Annotated in this window: 17 protein-coding genes and 1 pseudogene; 3 read left to right on the forward strand and 15 right to left on the reverse strand. The window is 58.7% G+C overall.

The window, feature by feature from the left end:
* Positions 1-47: 47 nt before the first annotated feature.
* The 15 genes from atpA to rpmH all read right to left on the reverse strand — a co-directional run bounded on the left by atpA (position 48) and on the right by rpmH (position 13,041).
* Positions 48-1,592, reverse strand: a complete 1,545-nt coding sequence (atpA, locus tag CFY91_RS06075) for a F0F1 ATP synthase subunit alpha (protein ID WP_093985460.1) — start codon at positions 1,590-1,592, stop codon at positions 48-50.
* Between the two features lie 15 nt (positions 1,593-1,607).
* On the reverse strand, positions 1,608-2,144 hold the full coding sequence (locus tag CFY91_RS06080) for a F0F1 ATP synthase subunit delta (RefSeq protein ID WP_093985461.1): 537 nt from the start codon (positions 2,142-2,144) through the stop codon (positions 1,608-1,610).
* 12 nt (positions 2,145-2,156) lie between these two features.
* Entirely contained in the window at positions 2,157-2,627 is a 471-nt protein-coding gene (locus CFY91_RS06085) for a F0F1 ATP synthase subunit B (protein WP_093985462.1), read from the reverse strand.
* A gap of 96 nt (positions 2,628-2,723) precedes the next feature.
* Complete coding sequence (gene atpE, locus CFY91_RS06090; RefSeq protein WP_093985463.1) at positions 2,724-2,951, reverse strand: F0F1 ATP synthase subunit C; 228 nt, start codon at positions 2,949-2,951, stop codon at positions 2,724-2,726.
* 54 nt (positions 2,952-3,005) lie between these two features.
* On the reverse strand, positions 3,006-3,824 hold the full coding sequence (gene atpB / locus CFY91_RS06095) for a F0F1 ATP synthase subunit A (protein WP_093985464.1): 819 nt from the start codon (positions 3,822-3,824) through the stop codon (positions 3,006-3,008).
* A gap of 15 nt (positions 3,825-3,839) precedes the next feature.
* A complete protein-coding gene (locus CFY91_RS06100) occupies positions 3,840-4,238 on the reverse strand; it encodes a F0F1 ATP synthase subunit I (protein ID WP_093985465.1) in 399 nt (132 codons plus the stop codon).
* Between the two features lie 137 nt (positions 4,239-4,375).
* Complete coding sequence (locus CFY91_RS06105) at positions 4,376-5,245, reverse strand: ParB/RepB/Spo0J family partition protein (RefSeq protein ID WP_093985466.1); 870 nt, start codon at positions 5,243-5,245, stop codon at positions 4,376-4,378.
* A gap of 9 nt (positions 5,246-5,254) precedes the next feature.
* Positions 5,255-6,043 carry a ParA family protein gene (locus CFY91_RS06110; RefSeq protein ID WP_093985467.1) on the reverse strand — a complete coding sequence of 263 codons (789 nt, stop codon included), beginning with the start codon at positions 6,041-6,043 and terminating at the stop codon, positions 5,255-5,257.
* Complete coding sequence (gene rsmG, locus CFY91_RS06115) at positions 6,036-6,704, reverse strand: 16S rRNA (guanine(527)-N(7))-methyltransferase RsmG (RefSeq protein ID WP_093985468.1); 669 nt, start codon at positions 6,702-6,704, stop codon at positions 6,036-6,038. The genes CFY91_RS06110 and rsmG overlap by 8 nt, the downstream gene beginning before the upstream one ends.
* Positions 6,704-8,596 (reverse strand): tRNA uridine-5-carboxymethylaminomethyl(34) synthesis enzyme MnmG, encoded by a 1,893-nt coding sequence (mnmG, locus tag CFY91_RS06120; RefSeq protein WP_093985492.1) that lies wholly within the window; start codon positions 8,594-8,596, stop codon positions 6,704-6,706. Before mnmG ends, rsmG begins: the two co-directional genes overlap by 1 nt.
* Before the next feature lie 555 nt (positions 8,597-9,151).
* A complete protein-coding gene (gene mnmE / locus CFY91_RS06125; RefSeq protein WP_093985469.1) occupies positions 9,152-10,519 on the reverse strand; it encodes a tRNA uridine-5-carboxymethylaminomethyl(34) synthesis GTPase MnmE in 1,368 nt (455 codons plus the stop codon).
* A 72-nt stretch (positions 10,520-10,591) separates the two neighbouring features.
* Positions 10,592-12,259, reverse strand: coding sequence for a membrane protein insertase YidC (yidC, locus tag CFY91_RS06130; RefSeq protein WP_093985470.1), 1,668 nt, complete (start codon positions 12,257-12,259; stop codon positions 10,592-10,594).
* 2 nt (positions 12,260-12,261) lie between these two features.
* A complete protein-coding gene (yidD, locus tag CFY91_RS06135; protein WP_093985471.1) occupies positions 12,262-12,507 on the reverse strand; it encodes a membrane protein insertion efficiency factor YidD in 246 nt (81 codons plus the stop codon).
* The gene (rnpA, locus tag CFY91_RS06140; protein WP_093985472.1) at positions 12,500-12,892 is read right to left on the reverse strand and encodes a ribonuclease P protein component; all 393 of its coding nucleotides are present in this window, start codon (positions 12,890-12,892) and stop codon (positions 12,500-12,502) included. The genes yidD and rnpA overlap by 8 nt, the downstream gene beginning before the upstream one ends.
* Before the next feature lie 14 nt (positions 12,893-12,906).
* A complete protein-coding gene (rpmH, locus tag CFY91_RS06145) occupies positions 12,907-13,041 on the reverse strand; it encodes a 50S ribosomal protein L34 (RefSeq protein WP_003246698.1) in 135 nt (44 codons plus the stop codon).
* Positions 13,042-13,594: 553 nt separating this feature from the next.
* On the opposite strand from rpmH, the gene dnaA reads away from it, so the two are divergent.
* From dnaA to recF, 3 genes and pseudogenes are all read left to right on the forward strand, one after another.
* The gene (gene dnaA, locus CFY91_RS06150) at positions 13,595-15,031 is read left to right on the forward strand and encodes a chromosomal replication initiator protein DnaA (RefSeq protein ID WP_093985473.1); all 1,437 of its coding nucleotides are present in this window, start codon (positions 13,595-13,597) and stop codon (positions 15,029-15,031) included.
* A 41-nt stretch (positions 15,032-15,072) separates the two neighbouring features.
* The gene (gene dnaN, locus CFY91_RS06155; protein WP_093985474.1) at positions 15,073-16,176 is read left to right on the forward strand and encodes a DNA polymerase III subunit beta; all 1,104 of its coding nucleotides are present in this window, start codon (positions 15,073-15,075) and stop codon (positions 16,174-16,176) included.
* Positions 16,177-16,182: 6 nt separating this feature from the next.
* Positions 16,183-17,285, forward strand: a pseudogene (gene recF, locus CFY91_RS06160) (DNA replication/repair protein RecF).
* Positions 17,286-17,287: the final 2 nt, after the last annotated feature.

The raw sequence follows: 17,287 nt of genomic DNA on the forward strand, positions 1-17,287 counted from the left end.
ACACCTATCGGGTTAGCAGGCGGGAGCCTTGCGGCTCCCGCTGCGGCTTACCAGGATTGGGTGGCCTTGAACGACTCGATACCGGCCTTGATGCCTGCATCGATTTCGTCGTTGAAGTCGCCCTTCTCGTTGATCTTGGCCATCAGGTCGGCCTTCTCACGGTTGAAGTAAGCGATCAACGCCTGTTCAAAGGCGCCCACCTTGGCCACTTCCACGTCGGTCAGGAAGCCACGCTCGGCGGCATACAGGGACACGGACATGTCGGCGATGGACATCGGCGCATACTGCTTCTGCTTCATCAGCTCGGTAACGCGCTGACCATGCTCCAGCTGCTTACGGGTGGCTTCGTCCAGATCAGAAGCAAACTGGGCGAAAGCCGCCAGTTCACGGTACTGAGCCAGGGCGGTACGGATGCCACCGGAGAGCTTCTTGATGATCTTGGTCTGCGCTGCACCACCCACACGGGATACCGAGATACCGGCGTTGACGGCCGGACGGATACCCGAGTTGAACATGGCCGATTCCAGGAAGATCTGACCGTCGGTGATCGAAATCACGTTGGTCGGAACGAACGCGGAAACGTCACCTGCCTGGGTTTCGATGATCGGCAGAGCGGTCAGCGAACCGGTCTTGCCCTTCACGGCGCCATTGGTGAACTTCTCGACATACTCTTCGGAAACGCGGGAAGCGCGCTCCAGCAGACGGCTGTGGAGATAGAACACGTCGCCCGGGTAGGCTTCACGGCCCGGCGGACGGCGCAGCAGCAGGGAGATCTGGCGATAGGCCACAGCCTGCTTGGACAGATCGTCATAGACGATCAGGGCGTCTTCACCGCGATCACGGAAGTATTCGCCCATGGTGCAACCCGAGTAGGGTGCGAGGAACTGCAGAGCAGCGGATTCGGAAGCCGAAGCAGCGACCACGATGGTGTTGGCCAGCGCGCCGTGTTCTTCCAGCTTGCGTACCACGTTGGCAATGGTCGACTGCTTCTGACCAATGGCAACGTAGACACACTTAATGCCGCTGTTCTTCTGGTTGATGATGGCGTCGACGGCCAGAGCGGTCTTACCGATCTGACGGTCACCGATGATCAGCTCACGCTGGCCACGGCCGACCGGGATCATGGCGTCAACCGACTTGTAGCCGGTCTGTACCGGCTGGTCGACCGACTTACGCCAGATCACACCCGGTGCCACTTTCTCGACCGCGTCGCTGGCTTGAGCATTGATCGGGCCTTTGCCATCGATCGGGTTGCCCAGCGCATCGACTACGCGACCCAGCAGTTCCGGACCTACCGGAACTTCCAGGATGCGGCCGGTGCACTTGGCGCTCATGCCTTCGGTCAGGCTCAGGTAGTTACCCAGAACCACGGCACCGACGGAGTCTTGCTCCAGGTTCAGCGCCATACCGTAGACGCCGCCAGGGAATTCGATCATCTCGCCGTACATCACATCGGCCAAGCCGTAGATGCGGACGATACCGTCGGAAACGCTGACGATGGTGCCCTCGTTACGGGCCTGGGCAGACACATCCGATTTCTCGATGCGCTGCTTGATAATTTCACTAATCTCGGAAGGATTCAGTTGCTGCATGCCATGACCCTCAAATCAGGATTTCAACGATTCGGCCAACTGGCTCAGTTTGCCGCGGACCGAACCGTCGACAACCACGTCGCCGGCGCGGATTACCACACCACCGATCAGCGCAGGATTGACTACCTGCTGGAGGTTGACGGTGCGATCTAGCCGCTTGGAAAGGGCGGCAGCCAAGGTATTCAGTTGCTCGGTGCCGAGCTCAAAGGCAGTTTCAACCTGCGCTTCAAGGGTTTTCTCGGCGTCAGCCTTGAGCTCTTCATAGAGCTCCCGCACGGTCGGCAGGACATCCAGGCGATCATTCTCGCCCATGGTCAGGACAAAATTGCGGAAGGCTTCGTCGATGTCGCTGCCAAACAGGCGAACCACGCTCTGTACCTTGCTTTCGCTGGTCAGGCGCGGATCTTTCAGCAACGCTTCGACTTCCGGAACTTCGACGGCCACAGCCGCCAGGTTGAGCATGGCAGACCAGGCATCAGCCTTGCCTGCAGCCCTGGCAAACTCGAAAGCGGCTTTCGCGTAAGGCCGAGCAAGCGTCTGGGTATTGATCATCGCTTGCCTCGCTTAGAGTTGGGAGGCCAGTTTTTCGACCAGATCGTTATGTACCTTGGCGTCCACCTGGGACTCCAGAATCTTCTCGGCACCCAGCACAGCCAGAGCGGCTACCTGGGCACGAAGCTGATCCTTGGCACGATTCACTTCCTGTTCGATTTCAGCGCGAGCCGCATTGACCAGTCGCTCGCCTTCGGCGCGCGCCTGCTGCTTGGCTTCCTCGACGATTGCGCTGGCGTGCTTGTTCGCCTGCTCGAGGATTTGAGTAGCCTGCTCCTTGGTCTCACGGAGGGTGTTGGTCACCTTTTCCTGAGCCAGTTTCAGGTCTTGCTGCGCGCGGCCTGCGGCATCCAGACCCTCAGCAATTTTCTTCTGGCGCTCCTGCATGGCCTTGGTAATGGGCGGCCATACGAACTTCATGCAGAACCAGACGAAAATAGCGAAGGCGAACGTCTGACCGAACAGCGTCAAGTTAATGTTCACAGCGATTTACCTCGTGCTATCTCGTTCGACGCGGTTGTCAATTTCACGGCGACAGGGCTCGTCGCGAGACGAACCCCGTGCATAACCAGAAAATGCTTAGGCAGCGACAACGAAGATGAGGTACATCGCGATACCAACACCGATCATCGGTACGGCGTCGAGCAGACCGGCCATCAGGAAGGTCTTGGTTTGCAGCTGGGGAGCCAGCTCCGGCTGACGGGCGGTGGATTCCAGCAGTTTGCCACCCAGCAGGGCGAAGCCAATGCCGGTGCCCAGAGCACCCAGACCGATCATGATAGCGGCGGCGATGTAGACGAGTTCCATGTAAAGCTCCTGAAGCTAAGGGTTAAGGTTTTTGGTTAAAGCGTTGCACTGGTTTCAGTGATGTTCTTCATGGGCAGAGCTGAGATACACCACCGTCAGAACCATGAAGATGAAGGCCTGCAGCGGAATCACCAGGATGTGGAAGATCGCCCAAGGCACATTCAGTGTCCACTGCACGTAGAACGGCAGCAGCGCAATCAGGATGAACACTACTTCACCGGCATACATGTTGCCGAACAGTCGCAGCGCCAGGGAAAGCGGCTTGGTCAGCAGGCCAAGGATTTCCAGGAACAGGTTGAACGGAACCAGCGACCAGTGGTTGAAGGGGGTGAAGGCCAGCTCCTTGGTGAAGCCGCCAAAACCCTTGACCTTGACGCTGTAGAACAGGATCAGGATGAACACGCCCAGCGACAGACCAAAGGTGCCGTTCGGATCGGCGGTGGGCACGATCTTGAAGTAGGGCAGGCCCATCGCCGAAGCCAGGCCGGGGATGTAGTCGACCGGGATCCACTTCAGGCTGTTCATCAGGAACACCCAGACGAAGATGGTCAGGGCTAGCGGGGCAATGACCGGGTTGCGACCGTGGAAGGTGTCCTTGACTACGCCTTCAACGAACTCGACGCACATTTCCACAAGGTTCTGCAGCTTGCCCGGCACACCGGCAGTCGCACTCTTGGCAGCCATGCGGAACAGCAGGACAAAAATCAGGCCCATGAACACCGACCAACCCAAGGTGTCGATATGCAATGCCATGAAGCCCATCTGCTTCACGTCATCCGGGGTCTGGGCAATGATCCAGCCTTTCTCGGGGTGTGCACCGAAAACCAGGTTTTGCAGGTGGTGCTGGATATATTCAGCGGGAGTGTTAGCCATACAAGCCTCAAATGCTCAATGCTTCGGATTTTTATTCAGCAGTAGCAACGCACTGGCTCCCACCGCCAGTACCACCAGGTAACCGGCGAATACGGCGAGCGGCTCAAGCGGCCTGACTACCACAAACAGCAACGCAAACAACGCTGCTGCGAGAATCTGTTTTCCCATCTCGCCAGCCCACAGGGACTGGACGATGGCTTTGGCCGAGCGTGCGCCAAAGTAACGAAAGGCCTTGAACGCAAAGTACACATTGGCCAACCAGGCAATCAGGCCACCCAACAGGCCCGAGTATCCGGCTACCCAGCCCCACAGGCCGGCACACAACAATGCCAGTAGAACAGCCGCCAAAGCCTGGCATTGCAACACACGAAAAACCGGCAGTCGGTGCAGTGCTGTCTTGTTGCGTATGTTCACCGCAAGATCCTGAACCGCTGCTCAAGCAGAAAAAAATGCGCGCCGAGTATAGGGGTGCCGGCACCCCTATTCAACCGTTAGGTAGTGATTTCCGACCATCCGCTACATAGGCAGATCATGTGTAAGTGTTTCAGCCGTCAGCGAATATGCGCCAACACGCCCTGTAGCTCATCCAGGCTGCTGTAGCGAATGACCAGTTGTCCCTTGCCTTTGCTGCCATGACGGATCTGCACCGGTGAGCCGAGCTTCTCGGCCAGACGCTGTTCCAGGCGGGCAATATCCGGATCAGCCTTCTCCTGCTTGGCGCCGGGTTTGCCGTTCAGCCACTGGCGCACCAGGGCTTCGGTCTGCCGCACGGTCAGGCCACGTGCCACCACCTGGCGCGCCGCCTCACTCTGCTGTTGCGCCGGCAGCCCCAGCAGGGCACGCGCATGGCCCATCTCCAGATCACCGTGGGCGAGCAGGGTCTTGATGTCTTCCGGCAGGGCAATCAGGCGCAGCAGGTTGGTAACACTGGTACGTGACTTGCCGACAGCATCGGCCACCTGTTGCTGGGTCAGTTCGAATTCCTGTTGCAGGCGCTGCAGGGCCACCGCTTCTTCGATCGGATTAAGGTCTTCGCGCTGGATATTCTCGATCAGCGCCATGGCAATCGCCGCCTCGTCCGGCACTTCACGGACCATCGCTGGAATCGTGTCCAACCCAGCCTGCTGGCTGGCTCGCCAGCGCCGTTCACCGGCGATGATTTCATAGCGGCCCGCGGCAATCGGTCGCACCACGATCGGCTGCATGACGCCCTGGGCACGGATCGAGTTGGCCAGCTCCTCGAGCATGGCCGGATCCATATCGCGGCGTGGCTGATATTTGCCGCGCTGGATCAGCTCAAGCGGCAGGTATTGCAGTTCGCGGCTGTCTGCCTGGCTGGCCTGCTGTTCGAGAGCGGCGGGGGTTGTGCCGCCGAGCAATGCGTCCAGGCCTCGGCCAAGGCCACGTTTCTTGATCGCCATGGAAATTCCTTATGCGGTTTCGCGACGGGCGGCGTTGCGCTGGCGGCGCACCAGTTCACCAGCCAGCGCCAGGTAGGCCAGGGCGCCACGCGATTGCTTGTCGTAGACCAGCGCCGGCATACCGTAGCTGGGGGCTTCAGCGAGACGTACGTTGCGCGGAATAACCGCATCGTAGAGCTTGTCGCCGAAGTGCTGCTTGAGCTGTGCAGAGACATCGTTGGTCAGGCCGATGCGCGGGTCGTACATGGTACGCAGCAATCCTTCGATCTTCAGCGAAGGATTGAGGGCCTGGGCAATGCGCTGGATGCTGTTGACCAGGTCGGACAGACCTTCCAGGGCGTAGTACTCGCACTGCATGGGAATGATCACCCCGTCGGCGGCAACCAGCGCGTTGACGGTGAGCATGGACAGCGCCGGCGGGCAGTCGATGAGGATGTAGTCGTAATTGTCACGGATCGGTTTGAGTGCCTCGCGCAGGCGCTGCTCCTTGCCCGGCATATCGAGCAGCGCCACTTCCGCTGCAGTCAGGTCACGGTTGGCCGGCAACAGCTGATAACCGCCATGCTCGGAAAACTGCATGGCTTCACCGAGGCTGCATTCGCCAACCAGCACGTCGTAGATCGAACGCTCCAGGGCCTGCTTGTCGATACCGCTGCCCATGGTCGCATTGCCTTGCGGATCAAGGTCGATCAGCAACACATGACGCTTGGTGGCGACCAAAGAGGCGGCCAGATTGATGCAGGTGGTGGTCTTGCCCACGCCACCTTTCTGGTTGGCAATTGCAAATACCTTAGCCATGCGCAGCCTCTCCCTGTTCCAGGCGGCGCAGTATCAGCAGATGACGCTGGCCTTGGCAACCGGGAACCTTGAGCACCTGGCAGCTCTGCAGACGGAAGTCTGCCGGCAGGGCCTGCAGTTCGTCGTCCGGCTGCACGCCCTTCATGGCCAGCCAGTGCGTTTCGGTATTCCCCAGATGGCGCGTCCAGTTGGCAAAGTCCTGCAGCGAACTGAAGGCCCGCGAACAGATGCCGCTGAACGGCTGCTCCGGCTGGAACGCTTCGACGCGGCTGTGGATAACCTGCAGGTTGGACAGCTTGAGTTCCAGTTTTACCTGGGTAAGGAAGCGGGTTTTCTTGCCATTCGAGTCGAGCAGGGTGAATTGCCGCTCGGGGAACAGGATGGCCAGGGGAATCCCCGGCATGCCGCCACCACTGCCCACATCCAGCCAGTTATCCCCCAGTGCCGTGACGTAGGGCACCACGCTGAGGCTGTCGAGCAGGTGACGCGAGACCATTTCATCCGGATTGCGTACAGCCGTCAGGTTGTAGGCCTTGTTCCACTTGATCAGCAGGGCCAGGTAGGCGAGCAGCTGTTCGTGCTGCTCGGCGCTGAGTTCGACGCCCAGTGCGCGGGCACCCTGGCTCAGTTCTTCGGCATGACGGACGCTAACCAGGGACATCAGGCGCTGTGCTCCAACTGCTGACCGGCAGTGCGCTTCTTCAGGTGGATCAGCAGCAGGGAGATGGCCGCCGGGGTCACTCCGGGAATCCGTGATGCCTGGCCAAGGGTTTCCGGCCGGGTATTGCCGAGCTTGAACTGGATTTCCTTGGACAACCCGGAGATGGTGCTGTAGTCGAGGTCTTCCGGCAGACGGGTATTTTCACTGGCGCGCAGCTTGGCAATTTCATCCTGCTGACGGTCGATGTACCCCGCGTACTTGGTCTTGATCTCCACCTGTTCGGCCACCTGGTTATCCACAGGCGGTGCCTCGGTCAGCTCAGCCAGGCTGGCATAGTCAATCTCCGGACGGGCCAGCAGGTTGAGCAGGTTGTATTCATGGGCCAGGGGGGTACCGAAGCGCGCCGCGATGGCATCGCCCTGCGGCGTGCCCGGACGCACCCAGGTACTTTTCAGGCGCTGTTCTTCCTGGACGATGGCTTCACGCTTGGCCTCGAAGGCTGCCCAGCGCACGTCATCCACCAGCCCCAGCTCTCGCCCCTTCTCGGTCAGACGCAGGTCGGCATTGTCCTCGCGGAGTATCAGCCGGTATTCGGCGCGCGAAGTGAACATACGGTACGGTTCCTGGGTACCCAGGGTGATCAGGTCGTCGACCAGTACGCCGATATAGGCCTCATCACGGCGCGGGCACCAGGCATCCTTGCCCTGGGCACGCAGCGCGGCGTTGCAGCCGGCCAACAAGCCCTGGGCACCGGCTTCTTCGTAGCCGGTGGTGCCATTGATCTGCCCGGCGAAGAACAGGCCGCCGATGACTTTGGTCTCCAGGCTGTACTTGAGGTCGCGCGGATCGAAGTAGTCGTACTCGATGGCGTAGCCAGGACGCACGATATGGGCATTTTCCATACCGCGAATGCTGCGCACGATGTCCAACTGCACATCGAAGGGTAGCGAGGTGGATATGCCGTTGGGATACAGCTCATGGGTGGTCAGGCCCTCCGGTTCGAGGAATACCTGATGGCTGTCCTTGTCGGCGAAACGATGGATCTTGTCTTCGATGGATGGGCAGTAGCGCGGACCGATGCCCTCGATTACCCCCGAGTACATGGGCGAGCGATCCAGGTTACTGGCAATGATCTCATGGGTGCGCGCGTTGGTATGGGTGATCCAGCAGCTGACCTGCGGCGGATGCAATTCGCGACGTCCCAGGAAGGACATCACCGGCAAGGGCGTATCGCCTGGTTGCTCGGTCATTTGCTGGAAATCCACCGAGCGCCCATCGATGCGCGGTGGCGTGCCGGTTTTCAGGCGACCGACACGTAACGGTAATTCTCGCAGGCGTTGTGCCAGGGCGATTGAGGGCGGATCGCCGGCACGTCCGCCGGAGTAGTTCTGCAAGCCGATGTGGATAAGTCCACCCAGGAAGGTACCAGTGGTCAGCACCACGTTGTCAGCGAGAAAACGCAGGCCCATCTGGGTGACTACACCACGTACCTGCTGTTGCTCGACAATCAGGTCATCCACAGCCTGTTGGAATATCCACAGATTGCTCTGGTTTTCCAACATGTCGCGAATAGCTGCCTTGTACAGCACGCGATCGGCCTGGGCGCGTGTCGCGCGCACGGCTGGGCCTTTGCGGCTGTTCAGCACGCGAAACTGAATGCCGCCCTTGTCGGTAGCCAAGGCCATGGCACCGCCGAGGGCATCGATTTCCTTGACCAAGTGGCTCTTGCCAATGCCCCCGATTGCCGGATTGCAGCTCATCTGCCCGAGTGTTTCCACGTTGTGCGTCAGCAACAGGGTTTTTACCCCCATGCGCGCAGCGGCCAACGCAGCCTCGGTGCCGGCATGACCGCCGCCGATCACGATCACCTCAAAACGGGAAGGGAAATCCACCACGCACCTCGTGCCTGTATATCCGGGGGAGAGCTTTCAATAGGAAAAGCGGGAAGGTCGGCAAGTATAGGGAGTTCACTGCAGCGAATGAAGCCTTCTGCACAAAAAATAGCCAACCTGAGGTGATGACTATCCCGTTGTCTCGCTATACAGATTAAAAAGTGAATAAGTACTTAAAGATATTTTTTATGATTATGTATAGTCACCGGTAATTCTGTGGATAACCGGCTGAAAGCCATACAAAACAAGGTATTGTGAGACGTATAAGCCTGTGTTCTGCACGGGGATCAGCTGGGTGCTAGCTGGGATTATCCTGTGTGGCAGTGGCCTTGTTATCCACAGGCCTGGTTATGCGCAGCTTTCAGGGGGGCTTATCCAGACAGCTCAGACCTGTTTACCCACAGGGTTTAATGCACCGTTTCGTGCCCTGCGTTTTACGCAAAACAGTCAGAAAGATTCAGCGCCCCAAAGAAAAGGGCCTGATTGGCCCTTTGCTATGTGCTCGGTTAGGCATAGCCAGCCTGTGCGCAGTACGCTGGCTAGCAGGCGAGATGCCTATTTGCCGATACAGAAGCTGGAGAAGATACGTCCAAGCAATTCGTCGGAACTGAAAGCACCGGTTATTTCACCGAGCGCTTGCTGAGCGACGCGCAGATCTTCGGCCAGCAGCTCACCTGCGCCCATCAGGGTTAGCTGCTGATGGCCGTGTTCCAGGCTGGTTTTGGCCCGCTGCAAGGCCTCCAAATGACGCCTGCGGGCACTGAAACCACTCTCGGCCGTTTGCTGGAAGCCCATACAGGCCTTCAGGTGCTCGCGCAGCAGTTCCAGCCCGTCGGCAGACTTGGCGGACAGGGCGATGCTCACATGGCCGTCGGCACAGGTTTCCAGAGCTACCGGCTCGCCGGACAGATCCGCCTTGTTGCGGATCAGCGTGACACGTGCAGGGTCAGGCTGGCTGGTGAGAAACTCCGGCCACAGGGCAAAGGGATCGGCGGCCTCGGGCGCTGTGGAGTCGACTACCAGCAGCACACGGTCAGCTTCACCAATTGCCTGCAATGCACGCTCTACGCCAATCCTTTCCACCTGGTCATCGGTGTCGCGCAGGCCGGCGGTGTCCACAACATGCAGCGGCATACCGTCGATGTGGATATGTTCGCGCAGTACATCCCGGGTGGTACCGGCGATATCGGTGACGATGGCAGCCTCGCGACCGGCCAGGGCATTGAGTAGGCTGGACTTGCCGGCATTCGGGCGCCCGGCGATCACCACGTTCATGCCGTCGCGCAGCAGGGCGCCCTGGCCGGCTTCACGCAGGACGCTGGACAGGCAGTCGCGCACTTCCTGCAGCTGGCTGAGTACATGGCCATCGGCAAGAAAGTCGATTTCTTCTTCGGGAAAGTCGATAGCTGCTTCGACATAGATGCGCAGCTGGATCAGCCGTTCGGTCAGCTCATGTACACGTCGCGAAAACTCGCCCTGTAGCGAGCGCAGGGCATTGCGTGCGGCTTGTGCGGAACTGGCCTCGATCAGGTCGGCAATCGCTTCGGCCTGGGCCAGGTCGAGCTTGTCGTTGAGAAAGGCACGTTCACTGAACTCACCAGGACGCGCCAGTCGTGCGCCCAGTTGCAGGCAGCGCTGCAGCAGCATGTCGAGCACCACCGGCCCGCCGTGCCCCTGCAGCTCCAGCACGTCTTCCCCGGTAAAGGAGTGCGGGCCGGGGAAGTACAGCAGCAGGCCCTGGTCAATCTGCTGACCGTCAGCAGCCTGCCAGGGGCAATAATGTGCGTGGCGTGGGCGTGGCTGCAGGCCGCTGAGCTGTTCGGCAATAGCCCCGGCCAGCGGGCCTGAGACACGGACAATACCGACCCCACCACGTCCCTGGGCAGTGGCAACGGCGGCAATGGTTTCGCGGGGCTGGGACATGACGGCCTCTGATCGGTTGCGCAGATAGCAAAACGCCCCACGAGGGGGCGTTTGTGTCAAACGGAGCGGGCTTTAGCCTTGTGCGGCGGCGCGCTCGATCTGCCGGGTAATGTACCACTGCTGGGCAATGGACAGTACGTTGTTGACCACCCAGTACAGCACCAGGCCCGCCGGGAACCACAGGAAGAAGAAGGTGAAGATGATCGGCATCAGCTTCATCACTCGGGCCTGCATGGGGTCCGGCGGCGTTGGGTTGAGTTGCTGCTGGATGAACATGGTAACGCCCATGATCAACGGCAGGATGAAGTAGGGGTCCTTGATCGCCAGGTCAGTGATCCACAGCAGCCAGGGCGCCTGGCGCATCTCTACGCTTTCCAGGAGTACCCAGTAGAGGGCGAGGAATACCGGCATCTGTACGAGGATCGGCAAGCAGCCACCCAGCGGATTGATTTTTTCCTTCTTGTACAGCTCCATCATGCCTTGCGACATCTTCTGCCGGTCATCGCCGTACTTTTCCTTGAGCGCCTGCAGCTTGGGCGCGACGGCACGCATACGTGCCATCGAGCGGTAACTGGCTGCCGACAGCGGGAAGAAGATCAGCTTGATGATCACGGTGAGCATGATGATCGACCAGCCCCAGTTACCCAGCAGCTTGTGGATCTGCTCAAGCAGCCAGAAGATCGGCTGAGCGATGAACCAGAGGAAACCATAGTCGACGGTCAGCTCCAGACCCGGCGAGAGGGTTTTCAGTTCGGACTGGATTTTCGGACCGGCATAGAGGACTGCCGAGGTTTCCGCCTGGGCTCCAGCGGGTACGTTCAGGCTGGGACCAGTGAAGCCGACGATATAGTTGCCCTGGCTATCCTTGCGGGTCTGCACTACATTGTTGCTGTCGGCAGCGGGAATCCAGGCCGTGACGAAGTAGTGCTGCAACCAGGCAACCCAACCACCAGCCACTGTCTGGCGCAGCTGCTTCTCATCCATGTCGCCCATGCTGACTTTCTTGTACGGCTCGTCAGCAGTCCACAACGCAGCGCCTAGATAAGTGGCGGTACCGGTTGCGGTAGTCGAAGAAGGATCACCACTGCCATCGCGCTTGAGTTGGGCAAACATATTGCCTACCCAGGGTTGTTCGCTCTGGTTGTTGATCAGGTAGCTGACCTTGAGGTCGTACTGGCCGCGCTGCAAGGTAAAGCGTTTGGTGTAGTCAACGCCGGCTTCACTGAACTGCAGATCGACTACCAGCTGTTGCTGATCATCGGACAGCTGATAATGCTGTGTCGCCGAGTGGTATAGCGGGCGGCCGCTACTCCGCGCATCCGGGCCATTGCTGCCGGTCAGGCCACTTTGCGCCAGATAAACGCGCTCATTGCCATTGTCGAAGAGCTGGAAGGGGACATCCGGACGATCCTGGCGACGTGGGTATTGCGGCAGGGTCAGTTGAACAATGTCACCACCACGCGGATCGATGGCCAGATCCAGTACGTCGGTTTGTACGCGAATCAGCGACTGACTCGCAGCCGGAGCATCGGCGGCAGGTGCCTGAGCTTCATCCTGGCTGGCCGTCGGCACGTCATCGTTGTTGCTGGCAGTCAGTTCCGGGAGCGGACTGGTGGTCGACTGGGTTGCGCTACTGGCAGCTGGCAGGGGCGCCTGACCATAGTCCTGGTTCCATTGCAGCACCAGGAGATAGGACACCACGGCCAGGCCGACGAGCAGGATAGAACGTTGAATATCCATGATTACTCGGCCATCGAAGAGGATTGAGGTTGTTCTACAGGAGGAACCGGATCATATCCACCCGGATTCCAGGGGTGGCAGCGCCCCAGGCGTCGCAAACTCAGCCAGCCGCCCTTGACTACACCATGTAGCTCGATGGCTTGCAGGGCATAACAGGAACAGGATGGATAGAAACGACAGTGACTGGCCATCAAGGGACTGATGGCGTAGCGATAAAACCGGATGGGAAGCAGGGCCAGTTTACGCATGAGCGGTCGAATCGGTCGGAGTGGCTACCTGAGCGCGATTGCGTGCCAGACGTTTCCAGAGTTTGCCGAACTGTTCGCGCAGTTCTTCATTATCCAGATCAGCCAGCCCTTTGCGCGCAACTACCACAATATCCAAACCCGTTAGCGGAATTTGGTTGAGCCTGAAGCTCTCGCGAATCTGTCGTTTGATGCGATTGCGCTCAACGGCGAGCTTGACGCTTTTCTTGCCGATGACCAGACCCAGGCGGGGATGTTGCAGAGCATTCTCCCTGGCTAGCAGCAGAACGCTCTTGCCTGGAGCCTTGCAGGTAGGTGAGTCGAAGACTGCTTTGAACTGCTTGGGGACAAGCAGGCGCTTTTCCCGCGAGAAATCGCGACTCACCACCTCGACCGGCGAAATCAGACGGTCAGACGCTTACGGCCTTTGGCGCGACGGCGGGACAGTACGGCACGGCCGTTTTTGGTAGCCATGCGAGCACGGAAACCGTGGGTGCGGGCGCGCTTGATGGTGCTGGGTTGGAAAGTGCGTTTCATGGTCAGTTACCTGGTGGTCACTACTTGGTCAAATGGAGGCCAAGAGAGCCCCCCGTTCAAAGAGACCGGCGATTGTAGAGAAAGGCAAGGCGCAGGTCAATTTCCAACCAGTAGCTTATTCAACCTGTGCGTAGCCCCATGCGCTGTGGGCTCGTCAGAAAAGAATAATCAAAGAAGAAATTTAGAAAAGGATTAAAGCTGTGATTATGTATGAGGAGACATGAAACTGTGGATAACCCTACGTAGCCCTCGCGGTGAAAGGCATTGAATGTTTTGCAACTCTGTGGGTATCAAGTCTGTTTGCTGTGCCTTTGCTGCGGGCAGGCTGTGCGTGGAATGTATTTTTGTCCACAGGGTAGGTCATTCACCGGGTTCTCGGCAGTTTGTTAACAGAGCTCTTCCCTGCTTTATCAACAGCTTTCGTTGATACTGAGGAGCGCCTTTCTTTGTGGATAACTGTCTGTGGCAAAGGTACAATGCACACCTTTAGCAGGCCGGTCGTTGCTCTCCGTGCGGAGGGTTGCGCTGGGTAATGACCGAGTGAGGAATAGCCGTGTCCGTGGAACTGTGGCAGCAATGCATCGACTTGCTGCGTGACGAGCTGCCGGCTCAGCAATTCAATACCTGGATTCGTCCCCTGCAGGTCGAGGGCGATGAGCAGGAGCTGCGTGTCTATGCGCCCAATCGTTTTGTACTGGATTGGGTCAATGACAAATACCTCAGTCGATTGCTGGAGTTGCTGGGAGAGCGTTGCACGGCGGCGCCCCCTGCCCTGTCCTTGCTGATTGGCAGCCGGCGTAGTGCGGCAAGCAGCCGTTCTGCGGCTCCCATCCAGACGGTTGCCTCGCCTGCCGCGGCGATGACAGCCAAACCGGCGGTTGTCGAAACAGCGGATAGCCCGGCGCCCGAAGAGCCGGTTGCCCCGCTGCGTGGCGAGCGTACCGTACAGGTAGAGGGTGGTCTGAAGCACACCAACTACCTCAATCGCACCTTTACCTTTGAAAACTTCGTCGAAGGCAAGTCCAACCAGCTGGCACGTGCTGCTGCCTGGCAGGTGGCCGACAATCCCAAGCATGGCTACAACCCGCTTTTCCTGTATGGCGGAGTAGGCTTGGGGAAAACCCACCTGATGCATGCGGTGGGCAATCACCTGTTGAAGAAGAACCCCAACGCGAAAATCGTTTATCTGCATTCCGAACGCTTTGTTGCCGATATGGTCAAGGCGTTGCAGCTCAATGCGATCAACGAATTCAAGCGCTTCTATCGCTCGGTGGATGCCTTGTTGATCGACGATATCCAGTTCTTCGCCAAGAAGGAGCGTTCCCAGGAAGAGTTCTTCCATACCTTCAATGCGTTGCTGGAGGGGGGACAGCAGGTCATTCTCACCAGCGATCGTTACCCCAAGGAAATCGAAGGCCTGGAAGAGCGCCTGAAGTCACGTTTTGGCTGGGGCCTGACTGTTGCAGTGGAACCGCCGGAGCTGGAAACCCGGGTAGCCATCCTGATGAAGAAAGCCGAGCAGGCCAAGGTTGAACTGCCCCATGACGCGGCTTTCTTTATTGCCCAGCGTATTCGCTCGAATGTCCGCGAGCTGGAAGGCGCACTGAAACGGGTGATCGCCCATGCCCACTTCATGGGGCGTGATATCACCATCGAGCTGATTCGTGAGTCACTCAAGGACCTGCTGGCTCTGCAGGACAAGCTGGTAAGCATCGACAATATCCAGCGCACCACGGCGGAGTACTACAAGATCAAGATTGCCGACCTGTTGTCCAAGCGGCGCTCTCGCTCCATCGCCAGGCCGCGCCAGGTTGCCATGGCTTTGGCCAAGGAGCTGACTAACCACAGCTTGCCGGAAATTGGCGATGCATTCGGTGGTCGTGACCACACCACGGTACTCCACGCCTGTCGTAAGATTGCCGAACTGCGAGAAGCGGATGCGGACATCCGTGAAGACTACAAGAACCTATTGCGTACCCTGACCACCTGATATTTCGAACGCAACCCTATTGATAGGCAAGGGACTAGACCATGCATTTCACCATCCAGCGCGAAGCCCTGTTGAAACCCCTGCAACTGGTCGCCGGTGTCGTCGAACGCCGCCAGACACTGCCGGTTCTGTCCAATGTTCTGCTGGTGGTGCAAGGCCAGCAGTTGTCACTGACCGGTACCGACTTGGAAGTCGAGCTGGTGGGGCGGGTTACGCTGGAAGAGCCAGCTGAGTCGGGTGAGATCACCGTACCGGCGCGTAAGCTCATGGATATTTGCAAGAGCCTGCCGAACGACACGCTGATCGATATACGTGTCGATGAGCAGAAACTGCTGATCAAGGCCGGACGCAGTCGTTTCACCCTGACCACCCTGCCCGCCAGTGACTTCCCGCAAGCCGAGGAAGGTGCCGGTGCGCTGACCTTCAGCCTGGCCCAGGGCAAGCTGCGGCGCATCATCGAGCGGACCAGCTTCGCCATGGCACAGCAGGATGTGCGCTACTACCTCAATGGTATGTTGCTGGAAGTCAGCCGTGGTCTGCTGCGTGCGGTAGCTACCGACGGCCATCGCCTGGCGATGTGCTCGGTAGCTGCGGATATTCAGCAGGATGGCAAGCATCAGGTCATCGTGCCGCGCAAGGGGATTCTCGAACTGGCCCGTCTGCTCACCGAGCAGGACGCCGAAGTGAGCATTGTCCTTGGCCAGCACCATGTACGAGCCACCACGGGAGACTTCACCTTCACTTCGAAGCTGGTCGATGGCAAGTTCCCGGATTACGAGCGTGTGCTGCCGCGTGGTGGCGACAAGCTGGTGCTGGGGGATCGCCAGGCATTGCGAGAAGCCTTCAGTCGGACGGCGATTCTTTCCAATGAGAAGTACCGTGGTATCCGCCTGCTGCTGAGTAATGCTCTGTTGAAGATCCAGGCCAATAACCCGGAACAGGAAGAAGCTGAAGAAGAAGTGCTGGTCGATTACAACGGCGGCAATCTGGAAATCGGTTTCAACGTCAGCTATTTGCTCGATGTGTTGGGTGTGATCGGCACCGAGCAGGTACGTTTGATTCTGTCTGATGCGAACAGCAGTGCCCTACTGCAGGAAGCCGACAACGATGATTCCGCGTACGTCGTGATGCCGATGCGCCTGTAACCTTCCATGGCCCTTAGCCGTCTTACGGTCACTGCGGTGCGTAACCTGCACCCAGTGACCCTGCTTCCCTCCCCTCGCATCAATCTTCTCTATGGCGCCAACGGCAGTGGTAAAACCAGTGTCTTGGAAGCTATTCACCTGCTTGCCCTGGCGCGTTCCTTTCGCAGTACGCGTTTGCAACCGGTTATCCAGTACGAGCAGGAAAGCTGTAGCGTATTTGCCCAGTTGCAGCGTGAAGATGGGCAGCTCAGCAGCCTGGGCATTGCCCGTGATCGGCACAGTGATCTGCAGATTCGTATCGATGGCGAAAACGTCCGCAGTGCGGCCCAGTTAGCGCAGTTGTTGCCGCTGCAGTTGATCAACCCGGATAGTTTTCGCTTACTGGAAGGATCGCCAAAGATACGCCGGCAGTTTCTCGATTGGGGAGTGTTCCACGTGGAACCTCGTTTCCTGTCGGCCTGGCAGCGCCTGCAGAAGGCCCTGCGCCAGCGAAACTCATGGCTGCGGCATGGTACACTTGACAGCGTTTCGCAAGCAGTCTGGGATCGTGAGTTGTGCCTGGCCAGCGAAGAGATTGATGGCTATCGGCGTGACTATCTACAGGCCTTGAAGCCCGTATTCGAGCAAACGCTGGCCGCCTTGTTGCCTCTGCAAGACCTTACGCTCAGCTACTTCCGTGGCTGGGATAAGGAGCGTGAACTGCAAGCCGTACTGGACGCCAGCCTGTTGCGTGATCGCCAGCTCGGACATACACAGGCCGGCCCGCAGCGTGCGGATTTGCGTCTGCGTCTGGCGGGGCATAATGCCGTGGATGTGTTGTCACGCGGCCAGCAGAAGCTGGTGGTGTGTGCATTGCGTATTGCTCAGGGGCATCTGGTTAATCGGGCCCGGCGTAAGCAATGTATTTATCTGGTGGATGACTTGCCATCGGAGTTGGATGAGCAGCATCGCCACGCCTTGTGTGGCTTGTTGCAGGATTTGAATTGCCAGGTGTTTATCACCTGCGTAGACCATGAATTGTTGAGGGATGGCTGGCGCACGGATACGCCAGTTGCCATGTTCCACGTGGAACATGGCCGTATTACCCAGACCACGACCATCGGGAGTGAAG

Origin of the sequence: Pseudomonas fluvialis (assembly GCF_002234375.1) — a bacterium.
GTDB lineage: Bacteria > Pseudomonadota > Gammaproteobacteria > Pseudomonadales > Pseudomonadaceae > Aquipseudomonas > Aquipseudomonas fluvialis.